The 22,812-nt window shown below is 67.6% G+C and carries 20 protein-coding genes; 17 read left to right on the forward strand and 3 right to left on the reverse strand.

Going from position 1 to position 22,812, the window contains the following annotated elements; translation table 11 throughout:
* Positions 1-200 precede the first annotated feature (200 nt).
* Positions 201-1,505 (forward strand): exodeoxyribonuclease VII large subunit, encoded by a 1,305-nt coding sequence (gene xseA / locus ACEN9J_RS04415; RefSeq protein WP_413763424.1) that lies wholly within the window; start codon positions 201-203, stop codon positions 1,503-1,505.
* A 59-nt stretch (positions 1,506-1,564) separates the two neighbouring features.
* Positions 1,565-2,146 (forward strand): Fe-Mn family superoxide dismutase, encoded by a 582-nt coding sequence (locus tag ACEN9J_RS04420; RefSeq protein WP_413763425.1) that lies wholly within the window; start codon positions 1,565-1,567, stop codon positions 2,144-2,146.
* Positions 2,147-2,254: 108 nt separating this feature from the next.
* On the opposite strand, the gene ACEN9J_RS04425 is transcribed toward ACEN9J_RS04420, so the two are convergent.
* The 3 genes from ACEN9J_RS04425 to ACEN9J_RS04435 form a co-directional block, all read right to left on the reverse strand.
* Positions 2,255-2,725 carry a DUF192 domain-containing protein gene (locus ACEN9J_RS04425; protein ID WP_413763426.1) on the reverse strand — a complete coding sequence of 157 codons (471 nt, stop codon included), beginning with the start codon at positions 2,723-2,725 and terminating at the stop codon, positions 2,255-2,257.
* Between the two features lie 104 nt (positions 2,726-2,829).
* The gene (locus ACEN9J_RS04430; protein ID WP_261205580.1) at positions 2,830-3,021 is read right to left on the reverse strand and encodes a hypothetical protein; all 192 of its coding nucleotides are present in this window, start codon (positions 3,019-3,021) and stop codon (positions 2,830-2,832) included.
* 167 nt (positions 3,022-3,188) lie between these two features.
* The gene (locus tag ACEN9J_RS04435; protein WP_057594841.1) at positions 3,189-3,512 is read right to left on the reverse strand and encodes a hypothetical protein; all 324 of its coding nucleotides are present in this window, start codon (positions 3,510-3,512) and stop codon (positions 3,189-3,191) included.
* A 221-nt stretch (positions 3,513-3,733) separates the two neighbouring features.
* Between ACEN9J_RS04435 and icd the strand changes: the two genes are divergently transcribed.
* From icd to ACEN9J_RS04510, 15 genes are all read left to right on the forward strand, one after another.
* Positions 3,734-4,993, forward strand: a complete 1,260-nt coding sequence (icd, locus tag ACEN9J_RS04440) for an NADP-dependent isocitrate dehydrogenase (RefSeq protein ID WP_413763427.1) — start codon at positions 3,734-3,736, stop codon at positions 4,991-4,993.
* Between the two features lie 344 nt (positions 4,994-5,337).
* The gene (tssH, locus tag ACEN9J_RS04445) at positions 5,338-8,043 is read left to right on the forward strand and encodes a type VI secretion system ATPase TssH (protein ID WP_413763428.1); all 2,706 of its coding nucleotides are present in this window, start codon (positions 5,338-5,340) and stop codon (positions 8,041-8,043) included.
* 90 nt (positions 8,044-8,133) lie between these two features.
* Entirely contained in the window at positions 8,134-8,670 is a 537-nt protein-coding gene (gene tssB, locus ACEN9J_RS04450) for a type VI secretion system contractile sheath small subunit (RefSeq protein WP_057594839.1), read from the forward strand.
* 28 nt (positions 8,671-8,698) lie between these two features.
* Positions 8,699-10,201 carry a type VI secretion system contractile sheath large subunit gene (gene tssC / locus ACEN9J_RS04455; protein WP_413763429.1) on the forward strand — a complete coding sequence of 501 codons (1,503 nt, stop codon included), beginning with the start codon at positions 8,699-8,701 and terminating at the stop codon, positions 10,199-10,201.
* A gap of 80 nt (positions 10,202-10,281) precedes the next feature.
* Positions 10,282-10,767, forward strand: a complete 486-nt coding sequence (locus ACEN9J_RS04460; protein ID WP_413763430.1) for an Hcp family type VI secretion system effector — start codon at positions 10,282-10,284, stop codon at positions 10,765-10,767.
* 50 nt (positions 10,768-10,817) lie between these two features.
* A complete protein-coding gene (gene tssJ / locus ACEN9J_RS04465; protein WP_413763431.1) occupies positions 10,818-11,324 on the forward strand; it encodes a type VI secretion system lipoprotein TssJ in 507 nt (168 codons plus the stop codon).
* Positions 11,325-11,353: 29 nt separating this feature from the next.
* Entirely contained in the window at positions 11,354-12,709 is a 1,356-nt protein-coding gene (gene tssK, locus ACEN9J_RS04470; protein WP_413763432.1) for a type VI secretion system baseplate subunit TssK, read from the forward strand.
* Positions 12,710-12,761: 52 nt separating this feature from the next.
* A complete protein-coding gene (locus tag ACEN9J_RS04475; RefSeq protein ID WP_413763433.1) occupies positions 12,762-13,418 on the forward strand; it encodes a hypothetical protein in 657 nt (218 codons plus the stop codon).
* A 35-nt stretch (positions 13,419-13,453) separates the two neighbouring features.
* Positions 13,454-14,800: a type VI secretion system protein TssL, long form gene (tssL, locus tag ACEN9J_RS04480; protein ID WP_413763434.1), complete on the forward strand. Its 1,347-nt coding sequence runs from the start codon at positions 13,454-13,456 to the stop codon at positions 14,798-14,800.
* Between the two features lie 21 nt (positions 14,801-14,821).
* Entirely contained in the window at positions 14,822-18,844 is a 4,023-nt protein-coding gene (gene tssM / locus ACEN9J_RS04485) for a type VI secretion system membrane subunit TssM (RefSeq protein ID WP_413763435.1), read from the forward strand.
* A gap of 4 nt (positions 18,845-18,848) precedes the next feature.
* On the forward strand, positions 18,849-19,640 hold the full coding sequence (locus tag ACEN9J_RS04490) for a TagF domain-containing protein (protein WP_057594832.1): 792 nt from the start codon (positions 18,849-18,851) through the stop codon (positions 19,638-19,640).
* Between the two features lie 14 nt (positions 19,641-19,654).
* Complete coding sequence (locus ACEN9J_RS04495) at positions 19,655-20,314, forward strand: TagK domain-containing protein (protein ID WP_413764541.1); 660 nt, start codon at positions 19,655-19,657, stop codon at positions 20,312-20,314.
* Positions 20,311-21,399 carry a type VI secretion system baseplate subunit TssG gene (gene tssG, locus ACEN9J_RS04500; protein ID WP_413763436.1) on the forward strand — a complete coding sequence of 363 codons (1,089 nt, stop codon included), beginning with the start codon at positions 20,311-20,313 and terminating at the stop codon, positions 21,397-21,399. The genes ACEN9J_RS04495 and tssG overlap by 4 nt, the downstream gene beginning before the upstream one ends.
* A complete protein-coding gene (locus tag ACEN9J_RS04505; RefSeq protein ID WP_413763437.1) occupies positions 21,396-22,406 on the forward strand; it encodes an ImpA family type VI secretion system protein in 1,011 nt (336 codons plus the stop codon). Before tssG ends, ACEN9J_RS04505 begins: the two co-directional genes overlap by 4 nt.
* Positions 22,403-22,756 (forward strand): hypothetical protein, encoded by a 354-nt coding sequence (locus ACEN9J_RS04510; protein ID WP_413763438.1) that lies wholly within the window; start codon positions 22,403-22,405, stop codon positions 22,754-22,756. Before ACEN9J_RS04505 ends, ACEN9J_RS04510 begins: the two co-directional genes overlap by 4 nt.
* The last annotated feature ends 56 nt before the right edge of the window (positions 22,757-22,812 follow it).

Below are 22,812 nucleotides of genomic sequence, written 5' to 3' on the forward strand. Positions count from 1 at the left end.
TGTGATTAACCTGCTGCGCAAGTCGCCGCGAGCCGCGCCAACTGGGCTTTCCATTAGATCGATTGAATTTTGGGCACCGCTTTTTTTAATGAAATCAACAACTTGCACGAGAAACCGTGCAATTGTCCGACCCCGGGGGCGCGGCGCCCCGCCCGCGGCACCCGTTGTGGAAGAGTGCCAAATCATGATTCGGCGGTTCTGTGAACTTGCGTGACCCGAATCCGCCCGCCGGGCCCCGCGTATGGGCCGTCGGCGCGTTGTGCCGCGCGGTCGCCGATGCGCTCGATGCCCGCTTCAATCCGGTTTCCGTGCGCGGCGAAATCTCCGGTTTCTCGCGCGCGGCGAGTGGACATTGTTACTTCTCGCTCAAGGACGAGTCGGGCCAGCTGCGCTGCGCCATGTTCCGCCGCGCGGCGGGCCTGCTCGATTTCTCGCCGCGCGACGGCGACCAGGTCGAGGTGCGCGGTCGCCTCGCGGTCTACGAGCCGCGCGGCGACCTGCAACTCGTCGTCGAGAGCCTGCGCCGGGCCGGGCAGGGCGCGCTCTTCGAGCAGTTCCTGCAGCGCAAGGCGCGCCTGGAGGCCGAGGGGCTGTTCGACCCGGCGCGCAAGCGCGCGCTGCCGGTGATGCCGCGCGCCATCGGCGTGGTCACCTCGCTGGGCGCCGCGGCGCTCCACGACGTGGTGACCGCGCTGCGCCGGCGCGTGCCCCATATTCCCGTGACGGTGGCTCCCGCCGCGGTGCAGGGCGCCGGTGCGCCCGGCGAACTGGTGCGCGCGCTGCAGTCGCTCTATGCGCTGCAGCCCGCGGTCGACGTCATCCTGCTGGTGCGCGGCGGCGGCTCGATCGAGGACCTCTGGGCCTTCAACGACGAGAGCCTGGCGCGCACCATCGTGCAGAGCCCGGTGCCGCTCATCAGCGGCGTGGGCCACGAGACCGACTTCACCATCGCCGATTTCTGCGCCGACCTGCGCGCTCCCACGCCCACCGCCGCGGCGGAGCTGGTGAGCGCGCCGCGGGCGCTGTGGCTCGATGCCCTCGCGCTGCTCGAGGAGCGCCTCGACGACGCCATCGGCGCGCGGCTCGATGCGCTGGGCCAGCGGCTCGACCAGGCCGCCGGCCGGCTGGGCCGTCCCTCGACGCTGGTGGCGCGGCAGCAGCTGCGGCTCGCGCATCACGCACAGCGCCTGCACTATGCGGTGCTGTCGAGGACGCAGCGGCAATCGCAAGCGGCCCAGAAGCTGGCCGACGATTTCCCCGCGAAGTTCGACCGTGCGCTGGTGCAGCGCCGCGAGCGCCTGGAGCGCGTCGCGCTGCGGCTGAGGCTGCTCGATCCCGCGCTCGTGCTGCAGCGCGGCTATGCCTGGATCACCGACGCCGACGGCCGCGCCGTCGTCAGCGCGAAGGCGCTCGCACCCGGCGATGCCGTCGTTGCCCGCCTGTCCGATGGCTCCGTCGATCTGACCGTCGCGTCACGCGGCGCGACGGGAACGCGTCCGACGTGAGCGCCACGTTTCCTTTCTAGAATCATCGATTCCCCACAACCAACCCACGAGAAAAAACCATGGAACATGTGCTCCCACCCCTGCCGTACGCCCTCGACGCACTGGCACCCGAGTACTCGAAGGAGACCCTCGAGTACCACTACGGCAAGCACCACAACGCCTACGTGGTGAACCTCAACAACCTGCAGAAGGGCACCGAGTTCGAGTCGATGACGCTCGAGGAGATCGTCAAGAAGTCCAGCGGCGGCATCTACAACAACTCGGCCCAGATCTGGAACCACACCTTCTTCTGGAACTGCATGAAGCCGCAAGGCGGCGGCGCTCCCGGCGGCGCGCTGGCCAAGGCCATCGATGCCAAGTGGGGCAGCTACGACGCCTTCAAGGAAGCCTTCGTGAAGTCGGCCGTGGGCAACTTCGGCTCGGGCTGGACCTGGCTGGTGAAGAAGGCCGACGGCAGCGTGGACATCGTGAACACCGGCGCCGCCGGCACGCCGCTGACGACCGCCGACACGGCGCTGCTGACGGTCGACGTCTGGGAACACGCCTACTACATCGACTACCGCAACCTGCGTCCGAAGTTCGTCGAGACCTTCCTGGCCAAGCTGGTCAACTGGGAGTTCGCCGAGAAGAACTTCGGCTGAGACCGACGAGAGGCACCATCACGGTGCTTTCACGAATGAAAAAGCCCCGCATGCGGGGCTTTTTGCTGGGCCAACCGCTATCGGTTGGCGGCGCGGGCACGCAAGCAATCAGCGCTTGCCGACGGCGAACAATTCGCCGGTGATCTTCGCGCCCTTCTTGATGTTCTTCTTCTTGAACCAGCCCTGGTTCATCTCGAGCACGTACTTCACGGGCTCCTCGGAACAATGCGAGTCGTCGGTCTGCGGCTTCATGTCGGCCAGGTTGACGATGCGGCCGTCCTCGGCCACGAAGGCTGCGGTCAGCGGCAGCAGCGTGTTGCGCATCCAGAAGCACTGGGTGGCCGGCTGCTCGAACACGAAGATCATGCCTTCGGCCTGCGGCATCTCCTTGCGGAACATCAGGCCGACCTGGCGCTCGACCGGCGCCTGGGCGATCTGCGCATCGATGGTGTAGAGGCCGATCGACAGCTTGGTGCGCGGGAGGTTGGTTTGGGGTTCCTGCTGGGCGTGGGCCGGAGCGAGCAGGGCGGCGGAGATGGCGACGGAGCAGGCCAGGAGGGCGGCAAAACGCTGGAGCATCGGGGTTCTTTCAGACTCTTCCATACAACGAAGGCCATGCCCGGCCCCATGAAAAAAGCCCGCTGACGCGGGCCTGGCGGGCATGGCCTGTGAAGGCGGCTAGCTTACGCCTTCTTGGTGGCGACGTGGGCCTTGGCGACCTTGCGGGCCTTGTGCTTCTTGGCGGCGGCGTGCTTCTTGGCGGGCGCCTTGGCCTTGGTGACCGCGGGAGCGGCCGCGGCGGGTTCGGCGGGTTGTTGGGCAAAGGCACCGAATGCGACGAGACCGGCAACCAGGGCAGCGAACAGCTTCTTCATGACAAATCCTTTGAGATTGTTAGGTATGGACCACCTCCCGGTGGAGGTGCATGTTCAACGGAAAGCATTCGTCGCGGTTGACAGGCGCGTCCCCTGAAAAATGAGCAAGGAATGAGGGCGAAAAAAAAGCGCCCCGATGGAGCGCTTTCTTTCAAGAGGACGAATCCTTAGTTGGGCGTGCCGCCTTGGGTCGACTTGCGCTTCACGCTGCCGTCCTTGTTGCGACGACGCTGGTCGCGGGTTTCAGCGCGCTTCTCGCCGGAGGTGGCAGCCTTGTCGGTGCCGATGGCGCCGCCTTCGGGCGTCTTGGCGATGTCGCCAGCGGGAGCAGCCACCTTGCCAGCAGGACGTGCGTCCTTGCGGGCTTCAGCGCGTTGCTGCGCCTTGCTGTTGCTGGCGTTCCCTTGTTCGGGGGTGGTGCCAGCCGGGTTTTGGGCATAGGCGCCGGCTGCGAACAGGCCAGCGATCATGACTGCGAGAAGTTTGCTCATTGATGATTCCTCTATCGAGAATTGGTTGGAAACGCCTCCCGGCGAGCAGAAGGTCAGGCACTAACGAGGCCGGCGGCCCGCAGGTTGACAAACGCCCACTGATGGGTTGCGTCTAAAATGTACAGCGATTTGTTCGCGGGCTGTACAGCGAATCTCCCTCGCTGTCTGAATTCGCAGACAGTCGTCCTGAATTAGGTCCACCCTCGGAGTTTTCCCCCTTCATGTCCAGCTACCAGCACATCAAAGTCCCGGCCGAAGGCCAGAAGATCGCGGTCAACGCCGACAACTCCCTGAATGTGCCCGACCAGCCGATCATCCCCTTCATCGAAGGCGATGGCACCGGTCTGGACATCACGCCCGTGATGCTGAAGGTGGTGGATGCGGCGGTGGCCAAGGCCTACGGCGGCAAGAAGAAGATCCACTGGATGGAGGTCTATGCCGGCGAGAAGTCGACCAAGGTCTACGGTCCCGACGTATGGCTGCCCGAGGAAACGCTGCACGCCGTGCGCGACTACGTCGTTTCGATCAAGGGCCCGCTGACCACGCCCGTCGGTGGCGGCATCCGTTCGCTGAACGTCGCGCTGCGCCAGCAACTCGACCTCTACGTCTGCCTGCGTCCCATCCAGTACTTCGAAGGCGTGCCCAGCCCGGTGCGCGAGCCGCACAAGACCAACATGGTCATCTTCCGCGAGAACTCGGAAGACATCTACGCCGGCATCGAGTTCGAAGCCGAGAGCGACAAGGCCAAGAAGCTCATCAAGTTCCTGCAAGAGGAAATGGGCGTCAAGAAGATCCGTTTCCCCGAGACCTCGGGCATCGGCGTCAAGCCGGTGTCGAGGGAGGGCACCGAGCGCCTGGTGCGCAAGGCGCTGCAGTACGCGATCGACAACGACAAGCCGAGCGTAACGCTGGTGCACAAGGGCAACATCATGAAGTTCACCGAAGGTGGCTTCCGTGACTGGGGCTACGCCCTGGCCCAGAAGGAATTCGGCGCCGAACTCATCGACGGCGGCCCGTGGATGAAGTTCAAGAGCCCGAAGACCGGCAAGGACATCACCGTCAAGGACAGCATCGCCGACGCGTTCCTGCAGCAGATCCTGCTGCGTCCCGCCGAATACAGCGTCATCGCAACGCTCAACCTCAACGGCGACTACGTGTCCGACGCACTGGCCGCGCAGGTCGGTGGCATCGGCATCGCTCCGGGCGCGAACCTCAGCGACACGGTCGCCATGTTCGAAGCCACCCACGGCACCGCGCCCAAGTACGCCGGCAAGGACTACGTGAATCCCGGCTCCGAAATCCTCTCGGCCGAAATGATGCTGCGCCACATGGGCTGGAAGGAAGCCGCCGACCTGATCATCAGCGCGATGGAAAAGTCGATCGCCAGCAAGCGGGTCACCTATGACTTCGCCCGCCTGATGGACGGCGCCACGCAAGTGAGCTGCTCGGGCTTCGGCCAGGTGATGATCGACAACATGTGATCTCGCCGTCGGCGTTCTCGAACGCCGAAGCGACAGCCGCAAGCCCTCGAGGTTCTCGCGAACCTCGAGGGCTTTTTCTTGGGTGCACGCGTCTCTTTTGACGCTCTGGAAAGACTCGTTGGGGGCAAAGATCACGGTTGAAGTTATGCCTGTGCGCATTTAACTATTGCTAGAAACTGGGGACGAAAAAACACGCTACCCCCTCCACAGAATCGCGCTCATCGAGGATCACGGGAGCGCACGATGAGGGAGAGAAAAAAGCAGCGATCGATGCCGCCATGCGCACATGCAGCGCGTCGTTTCGCGCAGGCGTGCACGAGGCCCACGTACGAGGGCGAACGGCCATGACGCGGTCTCGCCGGGCCCTGTTCGGAAAGCTCGACCTCACGCTGTTTCGTGCGATCGAATCGGCGACATCGTTCGCGAGATTGCGCGGCAATCCTCAGGTTGAACTCGTGCACTGGCTGCACCAGTTGCGCCAGGCTGGCGATGGCGATCTGCACCGCCTGTGTCTTCACCATCGCATCGATACGCAACGGCTCGATACGGACCTTGCCGCAGCCTTGTCGAGCCTGCCGGCCGGCGCCTCGTCCTTGAGCGACTTCTCGCCTCACGTCGAGACCGCGATCGAACGCGCATGGCTCCTGTCCAGCCTCGAGTTCGGCAATCCTTGCATCCGCGGCGTGCAATTGATGAGCGCGCTGCTGCGGAGCCCGGACCTTCGGCGCGTGCTGTTCGAGATTGCACCCGCGTTTCGCGCCCTGGCGGCCGAACGGCGGCCCGACGAGCTGCTTGCGCTCGTGACAGGCTCTCCCGAGGATGCGGAGGGGCCTTACGATGGATCGAGCACGATGCCGGCGCCACCGTGCGAAGCGGGTCACGCGATGGAGCTGGCCACGCCGTCCGGCGCAGCGTTGGTCACCTACTGCACCGATCTCACCGAGAGTGCGCGCGCCGAGCGGATCGATCCCGTCATCGGCCGCGGCCAGGAGATCGGCGCCATGGTCGACATCCTGCTGCGCCGGCGCCAGAACAACCCCCTGCTCACCGGCGAGGCCGGCGTGGGCAAGACTGCGGTCGTCGAGGGGCTGGCACTCGCGATCGCCAGGGCCGAGGTCCCGCCGAAGCTGCGCAACGCACGATTGCTGAGCCTCGACGTCGGCGCGCTGCTGTCCGGCGCCGGCCTGCGTGGCGAATTCGAGTCCAGGCTCAAGTCGCTGCTGCAGGAAGCCGCGCAATCGACGCAGCCGGTGATCCTGTTCATCGACGAGGTGCACATGCTGGTCGGCGCTGGTGGCCAGGGCGCGGCGGCAGATGCGGCCAATCTTCTCAAGCCGGTGCTCGCGCGCGGCGCGCTGCGCGTGATCGGCGCGACCGCCTGGCGCGAATACAAGCGGCACATCGAGAAGGATCCCGCGCTCGCGCGCCGCTTCCAGGTGCAGCAGGTCATGGAGCCGCCGGCCTCCGCCGCCATCGACATGGTGCGAGGACTCGCATCGACATTTGCCGCGCACCACGACGTGACCGTGCTCGACGAAGCGGTGTGTGCCGCCGTCGTGTTGTCGCAGCGCTACCTGCCCGCGCGGCAGTTGCCCGACAAGGCCGTCAGCCTGCTCGACACCGCCTGCGCACGCGTCGCCATGTCGCTGCACGTGCCGCCGCCGGCTGTCATCGGCCTGCGGCAACGGATCGCGTCGCTCGCGGCGGAGGTCGCTTTGCTGCGTGACGAGACCCGGATTGCCCAGGGCTGCGAGACCCGGCTGGCGCGGATGCTCGCGGCGCGGGAATCGCTCGAAAAGATCCGCGACGAGCTCAGGGCACAGAAGGTCAAGTGGAGGGGGGAGAGGGCGCTGGTCCGGCAGATCCAGGCGCTGAGGGCTGAAGAAGAAAAGGAGGGGGAGGATGAGCCGGACCATCTTCCGCACCTCGACGCGTCGGCGCTCGAGGAAGAGCTTCGAGGTCTCCAGCAAGGCGCGCCGCAGGTCTTCCTCCAGGTGGACGAGGCGGTCGTCGCGAAGATCGTCGCCGAGTGGACCGGCATCCCCGCGGGCCGGTTGCTCACCGACGAGGCAGCGGCCGTGCTGGAGCTTCAACGCACGCTCGAGCAGCGCGTGCTCGGCCAGACGGGGGCCCTCGAGCTCATCGCCCGGCGCATCCAGACGGCGCGCGCACGTCTCACGGATCCCTGCAAGCCCGCGGGCGTGTTCCTGCTGGCCGGGCCTTCGGGTGTCGGCAAGACCGAAACCGCGCTTGCATTGGCCGAGGCGATGCATGGCGGCGAGCAGAACCTCGTCACCTTGAACATGAGCGAGTTCCAGGAGCCGCACAGCGTGGCGACGCTGCGCGGCGCGCCACCGGGCTACATCGGCTATGGCGAGGGCGGCGTGCTCACCGAAGCCGTGCGCCGCCGGCCCTACTGCGTCGTGCTGCTGGACGAGATCGAGAAGGCCCATCCCGACGTGCACGAGGTCTTCTACCAGGTGTTCGACAAGGGATGGATGGAGGATGGCGAGGGACAGCGCATCGACTTTCGCCACACCACGATCCTGCTCACCAGCAACGCCGGCTCGGCGTTCGTCGAGCATGCCTGCCGAGACGCGGCATCGATGCCTTCGGTCGAGGCCTTGTGTTCAGGCTTGGCAGCGCCGCTGCGCCGGGTCTTTTCCGCGGCCTTTCTCGGCCGCGTGACGGTGGTGCCGTACCTGCCGCTGTCGACGCCGGTCCTGGCGGGGATCGCCGCGCTGCATCTGCGGCGCATCGCGGAGCGGATGGGCGAGCAGCACGGGATCGACCTGAGCTACGCGGACGATCTCATCGCCCATGTCATCGGGCGGTGCCCGGTCCGCGACACCGGCGCCCGGCAGCTTGCCGCGTTCATGGACCAACAGCTGTTGCCCGTGTTGTCGGGGCATTGGCTCGACGCGCTGCGGAGCAGGCGCGAGATCACCCGCATGCATGTGGGCCTTCGCAGCCATGGCGTGGAAACGCTTGCGCAGGGTGCGGCGGAGGCCGCCGAGAAGCGCATCGCCTGTCACATCGAGTACGCCTGAGGTGGCCAACCCGCACAACCGGGCATCGTTTTCGTTCGGGGGCCTGTTCCGCGCAGGTTCGTCATTCACTGTCTTTTCAGGAGGGTTTTCATGATCGACAACAGCAGCCAGAAGTTCATCGCTCGAAACCGGGCGCCGCGTGTGCAGATCGAATACGACGTGGAGGTCTACGGGTCCGAGAAAAAGATCGAATTGCCGTTCGTCATGGGCGTGCTCGCCGATCTCTCGGGCAAGCCGGCCGAGCCGCTGCCACCGGTCGCGGAGCGGAAATTCCTCGATATCGATGTCGACAACTTCGACGAGCGCATGAAGGCGATCGCTCCGCGCGTCGCATTCGCCGTCCCCAACACGCTGACGGGCGAAGGGCAACTCATGGTCGACATCACGTTCGAAAGCATGGAGGACTTCTCGCCGGCGGCCATCGCCCAGAAAGTCGAACCGCTCGCGCGCCTGCTCGAGGCACGCAGCCAGCTCGCCAACCTGCAGACCTACATGGACGGCAAGGCGGGTGCCGAAGACCTGATGAACCGGCTTCTGCAGGATCCCGCGCTCCTGAGGTCCCTGGCGTCATCGGCCAGGCCGGCGTCCGAACTCGGATGCGATCCCGGCATCGTGGCCTGCGCCTGAGCGGCCGAACCGCTCCCAGGAGACGCCCATGTCATCCAGCGACGCCATCGTTCTTGCCGAGCCCGCACCCGAGCGCTACGCCGAAGCCCCGGACTTCGCCGAGCTGCTCGACCGGGAATTCCGGCCCAAGACGGAAGAAGCCCGCGGCGCGGTCGAAGCGGCCGTGCGCACCCTGGCCGAACAGGCCCTGTTCAACGCCGCGACCATGACCGACGATGCCTACACCAGCATCCAGGCCATCATTGCCGAGATCGACCGCAAGCTGTCGGCGCAGATCAATCTCGTGCTGCACAAGGAGGAATTCCAGCAGGTCGAGTCGGCCTGGCGGGGCATGAGCCACCTCGTCAGCAACACCGAGACCGACGAAAAGCTCAAGATCCGGTTCATGGACGTCTCGAAGGACGAGGTCCGCCGCACGCTGCGCCGCCACCGCGGCATGGCATGGGACCAGAGCCCGGTCTTCAAGCGCATCTACGAAGAGGAATACGGGCAGCTCGGTGGCGAGCCCTACGGCTGCCTGGTGGCCGACTACTACTTCGACCACACGCCCGCCGACGTCGAACTGCTTGCGGCGATCGCCAAGGTGGCGGCCGCCTCGCATGCCCCGTTCATCGCCGGCTCGGCGCCTTCGCTGCTCGGCATGGAGTCCTGGCAGGAGCTCGCGAATCCCAGGGATCTCGCGCGGATCACATCGAACCTCGAGCACGCGCCGTGGAACTCGCTGCGCGGCACCGAGGATTCGCGCTACGTCGGCCTCGCCATGCCGCGGTTCCTGGCCCGGCTTCCCTACGGTGCCAAGACCAACCCCGTGGACGCCTTCGATTTCGAGGAGGAAACCGAGGGCGCCGACCATCGCAACTACGTCTGGAGCAACGCCTCGTATGCGATGGCGGTGAACATCAATCGCAGCTTCAAGCGCCATGGCTGGTGCACGATGATCCGCGGCGTGGAGTCGGGTGGCGTGGTGGAAAACCTGCCGTGCCACACCTTTCCGACCGATGATGGCGGCTTCGACATGAAGTGTCCGACCGAGATCGCGATCTCCGACCGGCGCGAGGCCGAACTCGCCAGGGCGGGCCTGATACCGCTCGTGCACAGGAAGAACTCCGACAGCGCTGCCTTCATCGGCGCGCAATCGATCCAGCGGCCGCAGGAGTACATGGACCCCGACGCCACCGCCAACGCCCACCTGGCGGCGCGCCTGCCGTATCTCTTCGCCAGCACTCGGTTCGCGCACTACCTCAAGTGCATCGTGCGCGACAAGATCGGCAGCTTCAAGGAGCGCGACGACATGCAGCGTTGGCTCAACGGCTGGATCATGAACTACGTCGATGCCGACCCCGCGAACTCCTCGCAGGAGACCAAGGCGCGACGGCCGCTTGCCGCCGCCGAGGTCGTGGTCGAGGAACTCGAAGGCAATCCAGGCTACTACGGCGCCAAGTTCTTCCTGCGCCCGCACTTCCAGCTCGAGGGGCTGACGGTCTCGCTGCGGCTCGTGGCCAGGCTGCCCTCGCTCAGGGAAGAGGCCTGACCGGCACTTGTTCCCTTCAAGCCGCGACCCGCGGTCCATGCATCTTTCGGAAGCCGACAACGACAGAACAGGGAGTTCGCATGTCTCAAGACATTTTTTTGAAGATCGACGGCATCGAGGGCGAGTCCCTGGATGCCGAGCACAAGAACGAGATCGAGGTGCTCGCCTTCAACTGGAAGGCGTTCCAGGAGTCGTTCATGCATGCCGGTTCGGGCGGCGGCGCCGGCAAGGCCACGGTGGAAGACCTGGAGTTCGACCACCACATCGACCGCGCCAGTCCCAACCTCATGAAGTACTGCCTGACCGGCAAGCACGTCCAGGAAGCCAGGCTGACCGTGCGCAAGGCCGGCGGCAGCCCGCTCGAGTACCTCAAGTACACCTTCACCGACGTGATCGTCACCGCGGTCCACCCGTTCGGCGCGAACTCGGACGAACTGCGCATCAAGGAGCGCTTGCGGCTTTCGTTCTCGAAGATCAGGCAGGAGTACGCCGTGCAGAACGCGCAGGGCGGCAGCGCGGGCGCCGTGACCGCGGGGTACGACATCAAGGGCAACAAGGAGTCCTGAGCGGAGGTCCCGACATGCGCGTTCCCGCTGCCTCATTCCCGGCTTGTCCGATGCGCCTCAACCGACGCGATGCGCTGCTCGTCGTGCCGCTGATGGCGCGGCCGGCGATGGCCCAGTTCCCGTCGCCCAAGGAACAGATCCGCCTCGAGCTCGCCGTCATGGCCGAGGCGGAGGTCAATCCGGACGACAAGGGCCGACCGGCGCCGATCCTCGTTCGCCTCTACGAACTGAAGTCCAGCGCGGCCTTCGAGGCGGCGGACTACTTCACGCTGCATGGCAACGACAAGGCACTGATCGGCGCCGACATGCTCGTGCGCGAGGAGTTCATCCTGCGACCCGGCGAAACGCGTGCGATCCGTCGCAAATCCCATCCCGACCTGGGCGCCATCGGCGTGCTGGCCGGCTATCGGGACCTGGGGCTCTCCGATTGGCGCGCCGTGCAGCAGGTGGAGGCCGCGCCCGAGATCGCCTGGTACCGCGCCGTGCTGCCGGCCCACAGGCTCAAGCTCGAGGTCCGGCTGCAGGCGCGCGGCATCCGGCTCGTTCCCGCCGACTGAGCAGCGGCCATGCAAACGGGCGCCGAACCATGAACTGGTACAACAAGGTCGTCTGGAGCGAGGGACTCTTCCTGCGTCCACAGCTGTTCCAGCAGCAGGAGCGCTACCTCGAGCACCTGGCGCACAAGCGGTCGGTCGCGCTCGATCCGTTCTACTGGGGCTTTCACAGGTATGCGATCGATGCCGAGTCGCTGTCGCTCGGCAAGCTGGTGCTGGCCGGCGCCGCCGGCGTGTTCCAGGATGGCACGCCATTCGACGTACCCGGCCAGGCCCTTGTTCCCGCACCGCTCACGGTGCTGCCGGAGCATGTCGACCAGGTCATTCACCTGGCGGTGCCCATCCGCACGCCCGACGGCGAGGAGACCACCTTCGACGATCCTGCGGCATCGATGGGCTCGCTCGCGCGTTTCGGTGTATTCGACACCGAGTTGCGTGACGCCAACTCCATCGGTCAGGGACCGAAGACGGTGCAGCTTTCGCGCCTGCGTCTACGCCTGCTGCCCGAGCGAGAACTGTCGGACGCCTGGATCGGCCTGCCGCTGGCCAAGGTCAGCGTGCTGCGATCCGACGGCAGCATCGCGCTCGACCACCGCCTGATTCCGCCGGTGTCGAGCTATGGCGCGAGTACGTTGCTGAGCGACTGGATCACGCACCTGCACGGGCTGTGCCGCCTGCGCGCCGATGCGCTCGCCGCGAGGTTGACCGGCGGCGACGGCAAGTCCGGCGCGACCGCCGAGGTCTCGGACTTCCTGCTGCTGCAGACCCTCAACCGCTACGAGCCCTTGCTGGAGCACTGGCTGCAGGTCAGGGACACCTCGCCGCAGCAGTTGTTCATGGCGCTGCGCGCATTCGGCGGCGAACTGGCCACCTTCGGACGCGCCGGCCATCGCCGGCCTCCGGCCCATGGCGGATACCGGCATGTGGACCCCTATCTGTCGTTCAAGGGGCTGGTCGCCGAAGTGCAGTCGCTGCTCAACGATGTACTGGTGCGCAGCGCCCAGTCCATCGCGCTGGCGGAGCGGGCCCACGGTGTGCACGTCGCGAGCGTCGAGCCCGCGGAGCTCCAGGGCTATCAGAGCCTGGTCTTCGCCGTGGCGGCGCACCTGCCGCCCGATCAACTGGCCAGCCAGTTCGTCGCCTGCTGCAAGGCCGGGCCCAGCGATCGGCTGCCCGAACTGATCCGCTCGCATCTGCCAGGCATTCCGCTCCAGGTCCTGCCGGTTCCACCGCGGCAGATCCCGTTCAACGCCGGCTTCGTCTATTTCCAGCTCGACCCGCACGGTGCCCTCTGGGAGCACATGGTTCGCCATGGGGGGCTGGCGCTGCACGTGGCGGCGGAATTTCCAGGGTTGCGCATGGAACTCTGGGGAGTGCGGGAGAAATGATGCAAGCCTTGCGTTGCGAAGCGTGCGCCTCGCTCGATCCGGAGGGCAGGGCATGAGTACGCCGATTGCCCAGCTCGCCAGGGAGCACGCCCGGCTGCTCGACGGCAGCCGCGCGGCCATGACCATTGCCGGTGCCGACCTGACCGCGGGTTTCTTCGCAGGCGTGGCCTGGCACAACCTGCGCTTCGTCGACTGCGATTTCGCGGGCGAGGGCAACGTGCGGCTCGACGCCATGTCCGGCTGCCGATTCATGGATTGCCGGTTCATCGCCCCAAGCCATGACTTCGGCGCGATGGACGACGTGCGCTTCGTTCGCTGCAGGACCTCCGGCGCTGCGATTCTCGGTGGCAGAGACGCCAGTTTCGGCGTGGTCTTCGAGGAGTGTGTCTTCGCGGGCGGCGACACGGTCTCGCATGCGCGCGAAGGCATCGGCAGCACCGGCGAAACGACTTTTCGCCGCTGCACGGGCCGTGGGGCCGTTCTCGTGGCCGGCACGCGGCTCGCGATCGAGGGTTGCAGCTTCGAGCACATGAGTTTCACGATCGGCCGACAGCGAGACCGCGGCGTGCCATTGGCCGCCACCGTCGCGATCGAGAACACGCAGGGCACCGGCGTCTGGCGCATGACGGACGCACGCATGAAGACCTGCCATATCCGCAACAGCCGCTTCGAGCGGATCGTCGACGACGGTTCCGAATGCGAGGCCTGAGCATCGCTTTCGCACCTGCTTGCCTGCCACGCACCATGCACTACCCCGAAGAAAAGAGCGATCCGGCATTCGGTGCCGATGACTTCCATGCCGGCGTCGCGAGTGCGTCGCTCGACGAGGGCGGTTCGGTGCGCGAGCGCCTGGCGGCCATCGCGGCGGCAAGGAATCCGTTGCTCGAAGCGGCCCAGCCGCTGCTGCGTGCGCTGGCGGATCTGCCGCGGTCCCTTGGCGAGGAGGAGGTCGAGGTGTGGCACGGATTGCTCGAGCGCGAAGTCGCGGCCTTCCAGTCCATCTGCGCCGCCGCGAGGATTCGCCATGAACATGCGCTGGCCGCGAGCTACGCGTTGTGCACCGCGATCGACGAGGCCGCGAACAGCACCGCGTGGGGAGGCGGGCAGGCGGGCGAGGCGGGTGTCTGGGCCGGCCTCCAACTGGCGGCGCGTTTCCATGGCGACACCAAGGGAGGCGACAAGTTCTTCCTGCTGATCGGTCGGCTGGCCACCGATCCCGAGCAGCATGCCGATCTGCTCGAACTGATGTACCAGGTCCTCGGCCTCGGTTTCGAGGGCCGCTACAGCACCGCCGACCACGGAAGCCGGCAACTCGAAGCCGTGCGTCACCGCTTGTTCGAACTGCTCGCGACAGTCCGCCCCCAGGTGCCGCATGAACTCTCGCCGCACTGGAAAGGGGGACCGGCGGGACGGCTTCGGCTGGCGCGCAGCGTGCCGGTATGGATCACGAGCCTCGTGGCCGCGTTCGTCCTGTCAGGCCTGTTCGGCTGGTACAGATACCAGCTCTCGGCGATGAGCGGGGACCTGACGCAGCGGCTGGCCGCCATCGGGCGGATGCGACCGCCGAACCCGCCGATGGCTTCGGCGGCCCGGTCGCCACGGCTGAAGGAACTGCTGTCGTCCGAGATCGCGCGCGGCAGCGTGAACGTCGACGAGAACGCGCACCGCAGCACCGTCAGCTTTCGGGGCGACGAGATGTTCGTGCCCGGCCGCGCGAGTCTCGGTGCGCGAATCCTTCCGGTGCTGGACAAGGTCGCTGGCGAGATCAGGCAGGTATCCGGCAGCGTGCAGGTCGTCGGGCACACCGACAACCGGCCGATACGCACGCGCGAGTTTCCCGACAACCAGGTGCTGAGCGAAAAGCGCGCCGCGGCCGTGGCTGCCTTGCTGCGGGACAAGGGCGTCGAGGCCGCGCGCATCCGAAGCATCGGGCAAGGCGACGCCGCTCCGCTCGACGACAACGCCACGGCGCAGGGCCGTGCCCGCAACCGGCGTGTCGACATCGTTGTGTCCCAGGACACGGGCATCGATCCGCACGCCCGGGGGCCCGCGCCCGCGCGGAGCGAAAGCCCGCCGCTGCTTCATCGCTGAAGAGAAAGGATCGCCGGATCCATGCCATACCTCAAACAAGCGGGCGCATTCGTGGTGTCGCGGCCATTCCTGGCGCTGCTGGCCGTCGTGCTGGCCGCCTGCATCATCTGGTTCACGGGCGACCTGCTGGCCCTGAGCGGCGTGCGCCCCATGGCTTCGCGCGAAGTGCGGCTCGCGCTGATCGTGCTGTTGCTGCTGCTCGGCATCCTCTGGCTCGCCTCGGGCCCTTACAGCCTCGTCGGCGTCGGGGCACTGTGCCTTCTCATATGGCATGCGGGACCGACCCTGGCGATCGGGGAGGCCAGGCCGCTCACGCCGATTGGAACGCGCATCGCGCTCCTGGTCGCGGTCCTGTCGCTCTATGCCCTCTACGGCTGCTTCCGCCTCTGGCAGGCCTTGCGCAGCAACGACGACCTGCTCGCCAGGTTCCTGTTTCGCAAGGCGTTGCCCCAGGAACACGAGGCCGCGAAGGAAGAACTCAGGCGCGTGGCCGCCGGGATTCAGGCGGCCGTGGCGGCACTGCGGAAAATGCGCGGCTTCGGCCGCCTGCACCGGATGCTGGATGGCAAGCGTCACCTGTACGAACTGCCGTGGTACATGGTCCTCGGGAGCCCCGGCGTCGGCAAGACGACAGTTCTGCGCCATTCGGGGCTCCAGTTTCCGCTGGCGCGCCAATGGGGGCTGGAGAGCCGGACGATGCTGTCCGATGCTCCGGCCGAAACGTCGCACTGCGATTGGTGGATCGCGAACGAGGCGGTGTTCATCGACACCGCGGGCCGCTACACCACCCAGCGCGACCATGCCGCCCGCGATCCCGCCGAGTGGCGCGGCTTTCTTGGCCTGCTTCGCTCGCATCGCGTGCGCGCGCCGATCAACGGCGTGATCGTCGTGCTGAGCGTGGCCGAGCTGCTCGCCCAGGGCGATGCCGAACGATCCGAGCATGCGGCACTGCTGCGCGATCGACTGGCCGAGCTTCGTCAAGTGCTGGGCATCCGCTTTCCGGTCTATGTGATCGTGGCTCAGATCGACCGGTTGCGCGGCTTCCGCGAGTACTTCCATTCGCTCACGAGCGACAGCCGCGCCCAGCCCTGGGGTTTCACCTTGCCGCTCGCGCTGAAGGGGCGCCTCGGTTCCCGCGGCAGCCCGGCGCCGGAGGGGGAGGGCTTGCACTCACGGGTTCGTGCCGAGTTCGAGCTGCTCCAGCAGCGGATCGAGGCCGGCCTTCATGCCCGCTTGAACGAGGAGTTCGACGTCGAGCGCCGACGCCGCCTCTTCGCGCTGCCGCGCGAGCTGGCGGGACTGTCGTCGCGATTGCTGCCTTTGCTGGAGCAGGTCTTCCTCTCGTCCCGGTTCGACGACACGCAGAACCGCGAGGCGCTTCGCGGCGTCTATTTCACGAGCGGCGCGCAAGCGGGCGCCGAATTGCCGGCGGATGGCGCGACGCTGCTGCAACGGATGCGCCGGCGGCTCGCGGAAACCCGCGACGTGCCTTCGGCCTGCGCGTCGCAGGAACACGCCGACCCGGAGGCGGCGCGTGGCCAGCAAGGCTTCTTCATCCAGGGAGTGCTGGCCCGGGTGATCATTCCCGAAGCGCACCTGGTGCGCCCGAACCTGCGCTGGGAGTTCCGTTTCAGGCTCATGCGAATCCTGGGGCACGCGCTGGTGATCGTGCTGTTCGTCTGGCTGGCCGGTGCGTTGGCGCTGAGTTTCGGCAACAACCAGCGCTATCTCGAGGCGGCGAGCCAGCGAACGAATGCACTGTCGCTGCAGGTGCGCTCGTTGTTCGACGGCCTCAGGACCACCGACGTTCCCGATGCATTGAACGCCGCGCGCGAACTGCCCAGTCAACCCGGGCTGGATCTCGACGACCCGGGTGGTGCCTATCTCTACGGGCTCTATGCCGCACCCGGCGTGCTGGCGGCGGCCGGCGAGACCTATGCCCGCCTGCAGAACCGCACCTTGCTGCCCGCCATCGTGCGGCGCATGGAGGTCGTGTTGTCGCAGCGCGTGAAGGAGGGCGATGCGAAGGCGGCCTACGACGCCTTGCGCGCCTACAAGCTGCTGTTCGACCGGTCGCGCTACATGAAGGGCGGCGCGGCCGAGGTGCGCGACTGGGTGCTCGGGGACTGGGAACTGTCCGGCGGCGCCACCGCATTCGGCGGCCGGGCCGCGGTGGTCGAGCATGCAGTAGCGCTCTTTTCGGGCGAACGCGCGCTCGAAGTGGATGCACTGCCCGATGCGGCGCTGGTGCGCGCGGCGCAGGATTTTCTCGGCACGCAGGCGTCGACCCAGCGGATCTACGAGCGCGCGAAGGCGGCGATGGAAGCGGAGGCGCCGCAAGCCTTCACGCTGATTCGAGCGGTCGGGCCGCAGGCCGGAGCCGTCTTCTCGCGCGACGGCGGGTTGCCGCTCGATCAAGGCGTGCCGGGCCTCTTCACCTACGACGGCTATCACGAGGTCTTCGACAAGCGCCTGCCGGAGTTCGCTGCGCGTGCGTTCGATGACGATGGCTGGGTCATGGGGCGAGGGGCCGCCTCCTCGATCGAAGGCTCGGCGCGCGATGCACAGGGCGACCCGCGGCTGGCCGACATCCGGCGCCGCTACCTCGAGGAGTACGCCAAGCACTGGGAGCACTTTCTTGCTTCGGTGCGCCCGGTCGGCGGCAGCGACGCGGCCGCCACGAACCTGGGCTTCGACCTCGGTGTGCTGCGGCAGCTTGCTGCCCTCGACTCGCCGCTGAGTCGGCTCGCGCGCGCCGCCGCACGCGAAACCACCTTGTCGCGCCCGTTGATGGTTCCGGCGCAAGAGACCAGGGGGTTGCTCGACAAGGCTGCCGAACAGATGAGTCGGCAGACCGAAGCGATGGGGCGTCGCCTCGGCATTCGCGCCGAGGAGCGGATGGAACGGCAGATCGTGGACGACCGTTTTGCCGCGCTGCGCGAACTGGTCACCGGGCAGCCCGACGTGGGCGCGCTACCGGGTGGCACGGCGGGTACCGCGAAGCTGGGGCTCGAAGCCGTCACCGGCCTGATCAACGAGTTCTACACGCTGCTGGTGGTGGCCGACACGGCCTTGAGCGCCCAAAGCCTGCCGCCCGGTGGTGCCGAGGTCGGCGCGCGCCTGCTGCTCGAAGCCGGGAAGCTGCCGGCGCCTTTTCGCGAAGTGTTGACCGCGCTGGCCACGAGCGGCGGCAGCAAGGTGGTGCAGGGAGCGACCGCAATCCTGCGTGGCCAGGCGCAGCTCCAGTTCGATCGTCTCATGGGGTTGATGGCGCAGCAGGTCGGCGAGCCTTGCCGGCGTGGCGTGGAAGGCCGCTACCCGCTGGCGGCGACCGTGCAGGATGCCTCCATCGAGGACTTCACGCTGATGTTCGCCGTGGGAGGGGCGGCCGATGAGTTCTTCGCAAAGCACTTGGCAGCCCTTGTCGATACCAGCGTGCGTCCCTGGCGCTACAAGGATCCGGGGAGCTTTGCGAGTCTCGAGGTCCCTGCGGGCCCGGCGGCACCCGTGGCCGCAACGGGGACCACCGGGCCCACGCTGGCGGGAGAGCTGCTCAAGCTGCTGGCGCTCGGCGGTCCGAACCTCGAGGCCTTCGACCGGGCACGGCAGATCCGCGATCTCTTCTTTCGCGAGGCAGATGGCAGGAAGCTCGGGTGGAAGCTGGAGCTGAAGGTACTCGAGCTCGAGCCCAGCATCACCGACCTCGGCATCGACATCGATGGGCAAGGCCAGCGCTATGTCCATGGGCCGGTGCAGGCGCTTTCCATCCACTGGCCCGGTCCGCGCGGTGGATCGATGGCGGAACTGAGCGCGAATCCGCGGGTGTCGGGGCCGACCTCGACCGTGGGCGCCAGCGGACCCTGGGCGCTGTTGCGACTGCTGGACAAGGGCCGTCTCGTGAGCACGGCGACCCCGGGACGCACGAGCGTCGAATTCCAGTTCGACGGACGGCGCGCGCTGCTCGACATCGGTTCCGGCAGTCAGCCGCATCCGTTCAACAGCGATCTGCTCAAGGGGTTTCGCTGCCCCGGGCGCATGGGGTGATCCGATGTTCGGCGAACTGATCGCGTCGTGGCAGGTGACACCGCCCGCCATCTGGGGCAAGTTGTCCGGTCATGCGGACTTCGTCCGCTTCGGAACGGGACAGGGAGAGATCGAGGCCTGGCGGGCCTGGCTCGCGCAAGAAGCGCGCCGATGCACCTTGTCCGCGGGGGACAAGGCCGGGCAGTCCCTGTCGGGCGCGGAGCGGCGGCCGGGGTTGCCGGTGGCCTTCGTGTTGCCGCCCGGAACCTTGCCGTTCGCCCGGCGGCAATGCGTTCTCGGTGTCATCGCGACCTCGGGCGACAGCCTCGGACACCGCCATCCGCTGGTCGTCTATCAGGCGGCAAGGCCGAGCTGGATCCGGCGCCACTTCGAAAACCATGCGGCGCAGCCGCGAGACTGGCAGTTCTGGCTGGCCCGGATGCTTGGGCGCCATCTGGCGGCGGCCTCGCCGGCGAACATCCGGACGCTGGCGATCGCGGTCCGGGCGCTGTGGGACGAGCAGTCGCGCGCTGGCGGCACGCCAGGCCTGCCGCCGGGCCCCGCCTTCGCGAATGCCAGTGGCCGCGACGACCCCTCAGGCCATCGGATGCAGGCCGTGATCGATCGATGGACGGCACCGAGGCCGGCGATCGATCCTGTCGCGCATGTGCGTGGCGTTCGCTTCCTGCCCTGGTCCGACTGGCCGGACCGGACCTGGAGCGCGCATGCCGGCAGCGCTTTCTGGCAACAGGACGCCGAGGGACGTTTCGTCGATGCGAGCCATCGGTTGCAGGCCACCTGGGGCGTGCTGCCATGAGGCGGTCTTTGGCCGTGGCAGATCGCGGTGCGTTCGACGCCGCGTCGGCCCCCGAGCCGTGGGATCCGCCGCCGCGCGAGCACTTGCCGCATCGCGAGGCAGAGGCAGACCCCTTCGGCCTGCTCGACATCGCGGGCGCGCGGCACCGTCGGCGCGCGGATGTCGTGACCTCGTTGCTGCACGAAGGCCCCCCGGTGCCGCGGCCTTCCCGGTCGCTGTCGGTGCGTGACGATCGGAGTTCCTCCATCGACGGGGCGAGGGGGCGCTGCGCGCTGTTCGAGCAGTGGCACGAAGAGTTCGTGCGCGTGGTCCGCGATCCCGGCGCGCTGGCTGGCCGGGCCGGCTCGCAGTGCCTCGCGGAGCCGGGCGGGAGCGCCGCGCCGACATGGGCACAGTTGAATGCACAGGGCGCCCGCTTTTCCTCGCCACTGGACATTTTTTGTGCCCGCGACAGCATCGATCGGGTGATCGAAGGCTTCGACCGGCTGGATGGTCCCGATCTGCTGGCACCCGGGCAGCCCGCGGAAGTGCTCTCGGCATTCGCTCCCGAACTCGTTCGACATGCCGGCGGGGCGCTGCCCGGGCTGACGCGGCGCGAGCACCACGACATGGCGACCGACAGCCCGGTCCGCATCGGCGCACGCGTGGGCGGCCACGGGGATTCCACGGCATGAACGAGGAACTCCCCGGCGCCGGCACCGTGGCGCGGCAGATGGCCGAGATGCTCGACGCGGCCAGCCATGCGCCCTGGAGGTTCGGCTTCTTCGCGTTGCTGCGCCGGCTTGCCGCCGCCTGGCCCGACCAGCCGCCGATCGGGTTGGCGGCGCGCCCGCGGCAGGAAGCCTTTCGCCTGGGGCAGGCCGCGGCCCTGGCCTTCGCGCCGCGCGAAATCGCCGAGATCGCGATGCCGTCGCAATCCGCCGCGCACCGAGGTGGCAACGACCCGTCGCGGCCGCTGATCCGGCTGTACGGGCTGGGCATGCTCGGATCGAACGGACCGCTGCCATTGCATTTCACCGAGATCGTGCGCGACCGCATGGAGAACGCGGGCGACAGCACCCTCGCGGACTTTCTCGATCTGTTCCATCACCGCTACCTCACGCACATCTACCGGGCCTGGGCGCAGAGCCAGTCGACCGAGGGGCTGGATCGCCGCGGGGACGAGCGTTTCAGCCGCTATATCGCACGCCTGACCGGTCACGATCCGGGCGAGATCCTCGATTCGGTGCTGCCGTCGCACGCACGGCTGGCCGCGGCCCCGCACCTGGGCCGGGAGACGCGCCATCCCGATGGCCTGGCGGGCACGCTGGCGCATTTCTTCGCCATCCCGGTTCGGCTGCGGGAGTTCATGCCGTATTGGATCTGCATCGCGCCCGAGGAGCGAAGCCGGCTGGGAAGCACCAGCGCCCCGAGCGTGATGGGGGCGGGCGCCGTGGCGGGCGAGGTGGTTGCCGACCGGCAGGGCCGGTTCCGGCTGGTGCTCGGCCCGCTGACGCTCGAGCGCTATCTGCGCCTGACCCCGCAGGGCTGCGACCTGCCGCTGCTGGTCGAGTGGGTCCGCGCCTTTGTCGGCCATGAATTCGCCTGGGATGTCGAACTGCGGATCCGTCGCGACAGCAGGCCGCCCGCGCGCCTCGAGGCGCTGCGCCGGCTGGGGTGGTCGACCTGGCTGGGCGGGGACGAGGCAGCCTGCGGGGATTACACGGTCGGCATGGTGTTCGAGCCCGAGCGGTACATGGGCACCGCGGAGTCGCCATGAATCCGGGGCCCGCGGTTTCCGGCGACCTCGTCGACGACTGGGGAGCCCAGTGGCTGTCGCCGGTCAGTCCCACGGCGCCCTGCGGCCCCAGCCTCGAGTACGACCCGGACCATGCGGTGCTGCGTTCGCGCATGCTGCCGCGGGCCGAAGCGCAATACGGCGATTTCATCGGGCTTGCGGAGGCACCGAACTGGGGTGACGTCGAGCGGGACTGCGTGCGCCTGCTGGCGCGCACGCGCGACATCCATCTGCTGGTCTGGCTGTGCCGGGCGCGCACGCGGCTGGCGGGCGCCACCGGTTTGGCGCAGGGGCTCGCGGTGCTGGCCGCGGTCCTCGCCCGTTGGCCGGACGCTGTGCATCCGCAGCGCGTGATCGAGGGCGAGGACGATCCGACGGTGCGCACGAACGCCCTGGCAGCCCTGGCCGATCCGGACGGCCTGGTCGGAGACGTCCGCGAGATCGTCGTGCATGCCGGTTCGGCCGCGCGCCTGACCGTGCGCGATGTCGATCGGGCGCTGCATGCGGCGGGCGGGGCATCGTTGCGGGATTCCGTGGGAAGGCAACTGTCTGAACTGCGGCGCGTGTCGGGCTCGGATCCGGAGGCGCCGCTGAATCGCCTGGCGAGCGCAGCGTGCTCGGTTCAGCGCATCGTGCGGTGGAGCAGGGCACAACTCGCTGGCGAGGCGCCCGAACCGCATCCGCTGCAACGGCTGCTGAGCCCCTTTCACCTCTCCAATGACGTCGCTGCCCATGAAGCTCCTGGCCGGCGTACCTCGTCGGTGACGGTCGCGCCTCTCGCCGACGCGGCCGCGCATCAGCGGCCCACCTCGCGGGACGACGCGCTGAACGCCATCCGGGCCGTGCGGGCCTGGTTCGAGGTCCATGAGCCGAGCACCCCGGTCGTGCTGCTGCTGCGCCAGGCTGAGAGCCTGGTCGGAAGGCCCTTCGCGGAGGTGGTCGGTGCGATTCCACAGGAACTGCTGCAGAAATGGGGCGCCGCGAAGTGAACCCGCTCCCGCCGGCATGGCTGCTCGCGGGCATCCTCGCCATTGGCTGGCTCGGCGGCGGACTGTCGGCATGGCTGTTCCTGCGAACGGGGCGCAAGGCGCCACGGGTCTCGCGGCAACCCGCCCGGCCCGATGTACCCGTGGCCGAACGCCCGGCAGCCCGGGTTTTCCGGATTCCGCGGCCGGCCGAGGCCGCACCGCCCGTACCGCCGCCGGAACTACCGGAACGTCGGCTGCTCGACCTCAGCGACGAGGAAATCGACGCGCTTCCGGCGGAACTGCCGGCCGCCGAACGTGCCCAAAGGCGCAAATTGCCGGGTCCCCGAAAGCCTGATCTGCGGAATATCTGAGCGCGACATCGTCAAAATCCGTTGAAAAGGATTTTTGGCGGCGGATGAGGCGCAAG

This window comes from Variovorax sp. Varisp41, from assembly GCF_047325085.1.
Taxonomy (GTDB): Bacteria; Pseudomonadota; Gammaproteobacteria; order Burkholderiales; family Burkholderiaceae_C; genus Variovorax.

What these genes read in the sequence shown, in the direction of transcription:
- tssC (WP_413763429.1), top strand. Translation starts at nt 8,699, where the DNA reads ATGTCATCCAGCGACGCCATCGTTCTTGCCGAGCCCGCACCCGAGCGC.
- tssG (WP_413763436.1), top strand. Translation starts at nt 20,311, where the DNA reads ATGAACGAGGAACTCCCCGGCGCCGGCACCGTGGCGCGGCAGATGGCC.
- tssL (WP_413763434.1), top strand. Translation starts at nt 13,454, where the DNA reads ATGCACTACCCCGAAGAAAAGAGCGATCCGGCATTCGGTGCCGATGAC.
- icd (WP_413763427.1), top strand. Translation starts at nt 3,734, where the DNA reads ATGTCCAGCTACCAGCACATCAAAGTCCCGGCCGAAGGCCAGAAGATC.
- ACEN9J_RS04505 (WP_413763437.1), top strand. Translation starts at nt 21,396, where the DNA reads ATGAATCCGGGGCCCGCGGTTTCCGGCGACCTCGTCGACGACTGGGGA.
- tssH (WP_413763428.1), top strand. Translation starts at nt 5,338, where the DNA reads ATGACGCGGTCTCGCCGGGCCCTGTTCGGAAAGCTCGACCTCACGCTG.
- tssJ (WP_413763431.1), top strand. Translation starts at nt 10,818, where the DNA reads ATGCGCCTCAACCGACGCGATGCGCTGCTCGTCGTGCCGCTGATGGCG.
- ACEN9J_RS04460 (WP_413763430.1), top strand. Translation starts at nt 10,282, where the DNA reads ATGTCTCAAGACATTTTTTTGAAGATCGACGGCATCGAGGGCGAGTCC.
- ACEN9J_RS04420 (WP_413763425.1), top strand. Translation starts at nt 1,565, where the DNA reads ATGGAACATGTGCTCCCACCCCTGCCGTACGCCCTCGACGCACTGGCA.
- tssM (WP_413763435.1), top strand. Translation starts at nt 14,822, where the DNA reads ATGCCATACCTCAAACAAGCGGGCGCATTCGTGGTGTCGCGGCCATTC.
- ACEN9J_RS04475 (WP_413763433.1), top strand. Translation starts at nt 12,762, where the DNA reads ATGAGTACGCCGATTGCCCAGCTCGCCAGGGAGCACGCCCGGCTGCTC.
- tssK (WP_413763432.1), top strand. Translation starts at nt 11,354, where the DNA reads ATGAACTGGTACAACAAGGTCGTCTGGAGCGAGGGACTCTTCCTGCGT.
- ACEN9J_RS04425 (WP_413763426.1), bottom strand. Translation starts at nt 2,725, where the DNA reads ATGCTCCAGCGTTTTGCCGCCCTCCTGGCCTGCTCCGTCGCCATCTCC.
- ACEN9J_RS04430 (WP_261205580.1), bottom strand. Translation starts at nt 3,021, where the DNA reads ATGAAGAAGCTGTTCGCTGCCCTGGTTGCCGGTCTCGTCGCATTCGGT.
- ACEN9J_RS04490 (WP_057594832.1), top strand. Translation starts at nt 18,849, where the DNA reads ATGTTCGGCGAACTGATCGCGTCGTGGCAGGTGACACCGCCCGCCATC.
- tssB (WP_057594839.1), top strand. Translation starts at nt 8,134, where the DNA reads ATGATCGACAACAGCAGCCAGAAGTTCATCGCTCGAAACCGGGCGCCG.
- ACEN9J_RS04435 (WP_057594841.1), bottom strand. Translation starts at nt 3,512, where the DNA reads ATGAGCAAACTTCTCGCAGTCATGATCGCTGGCCTGTTCGCAGCCGGC.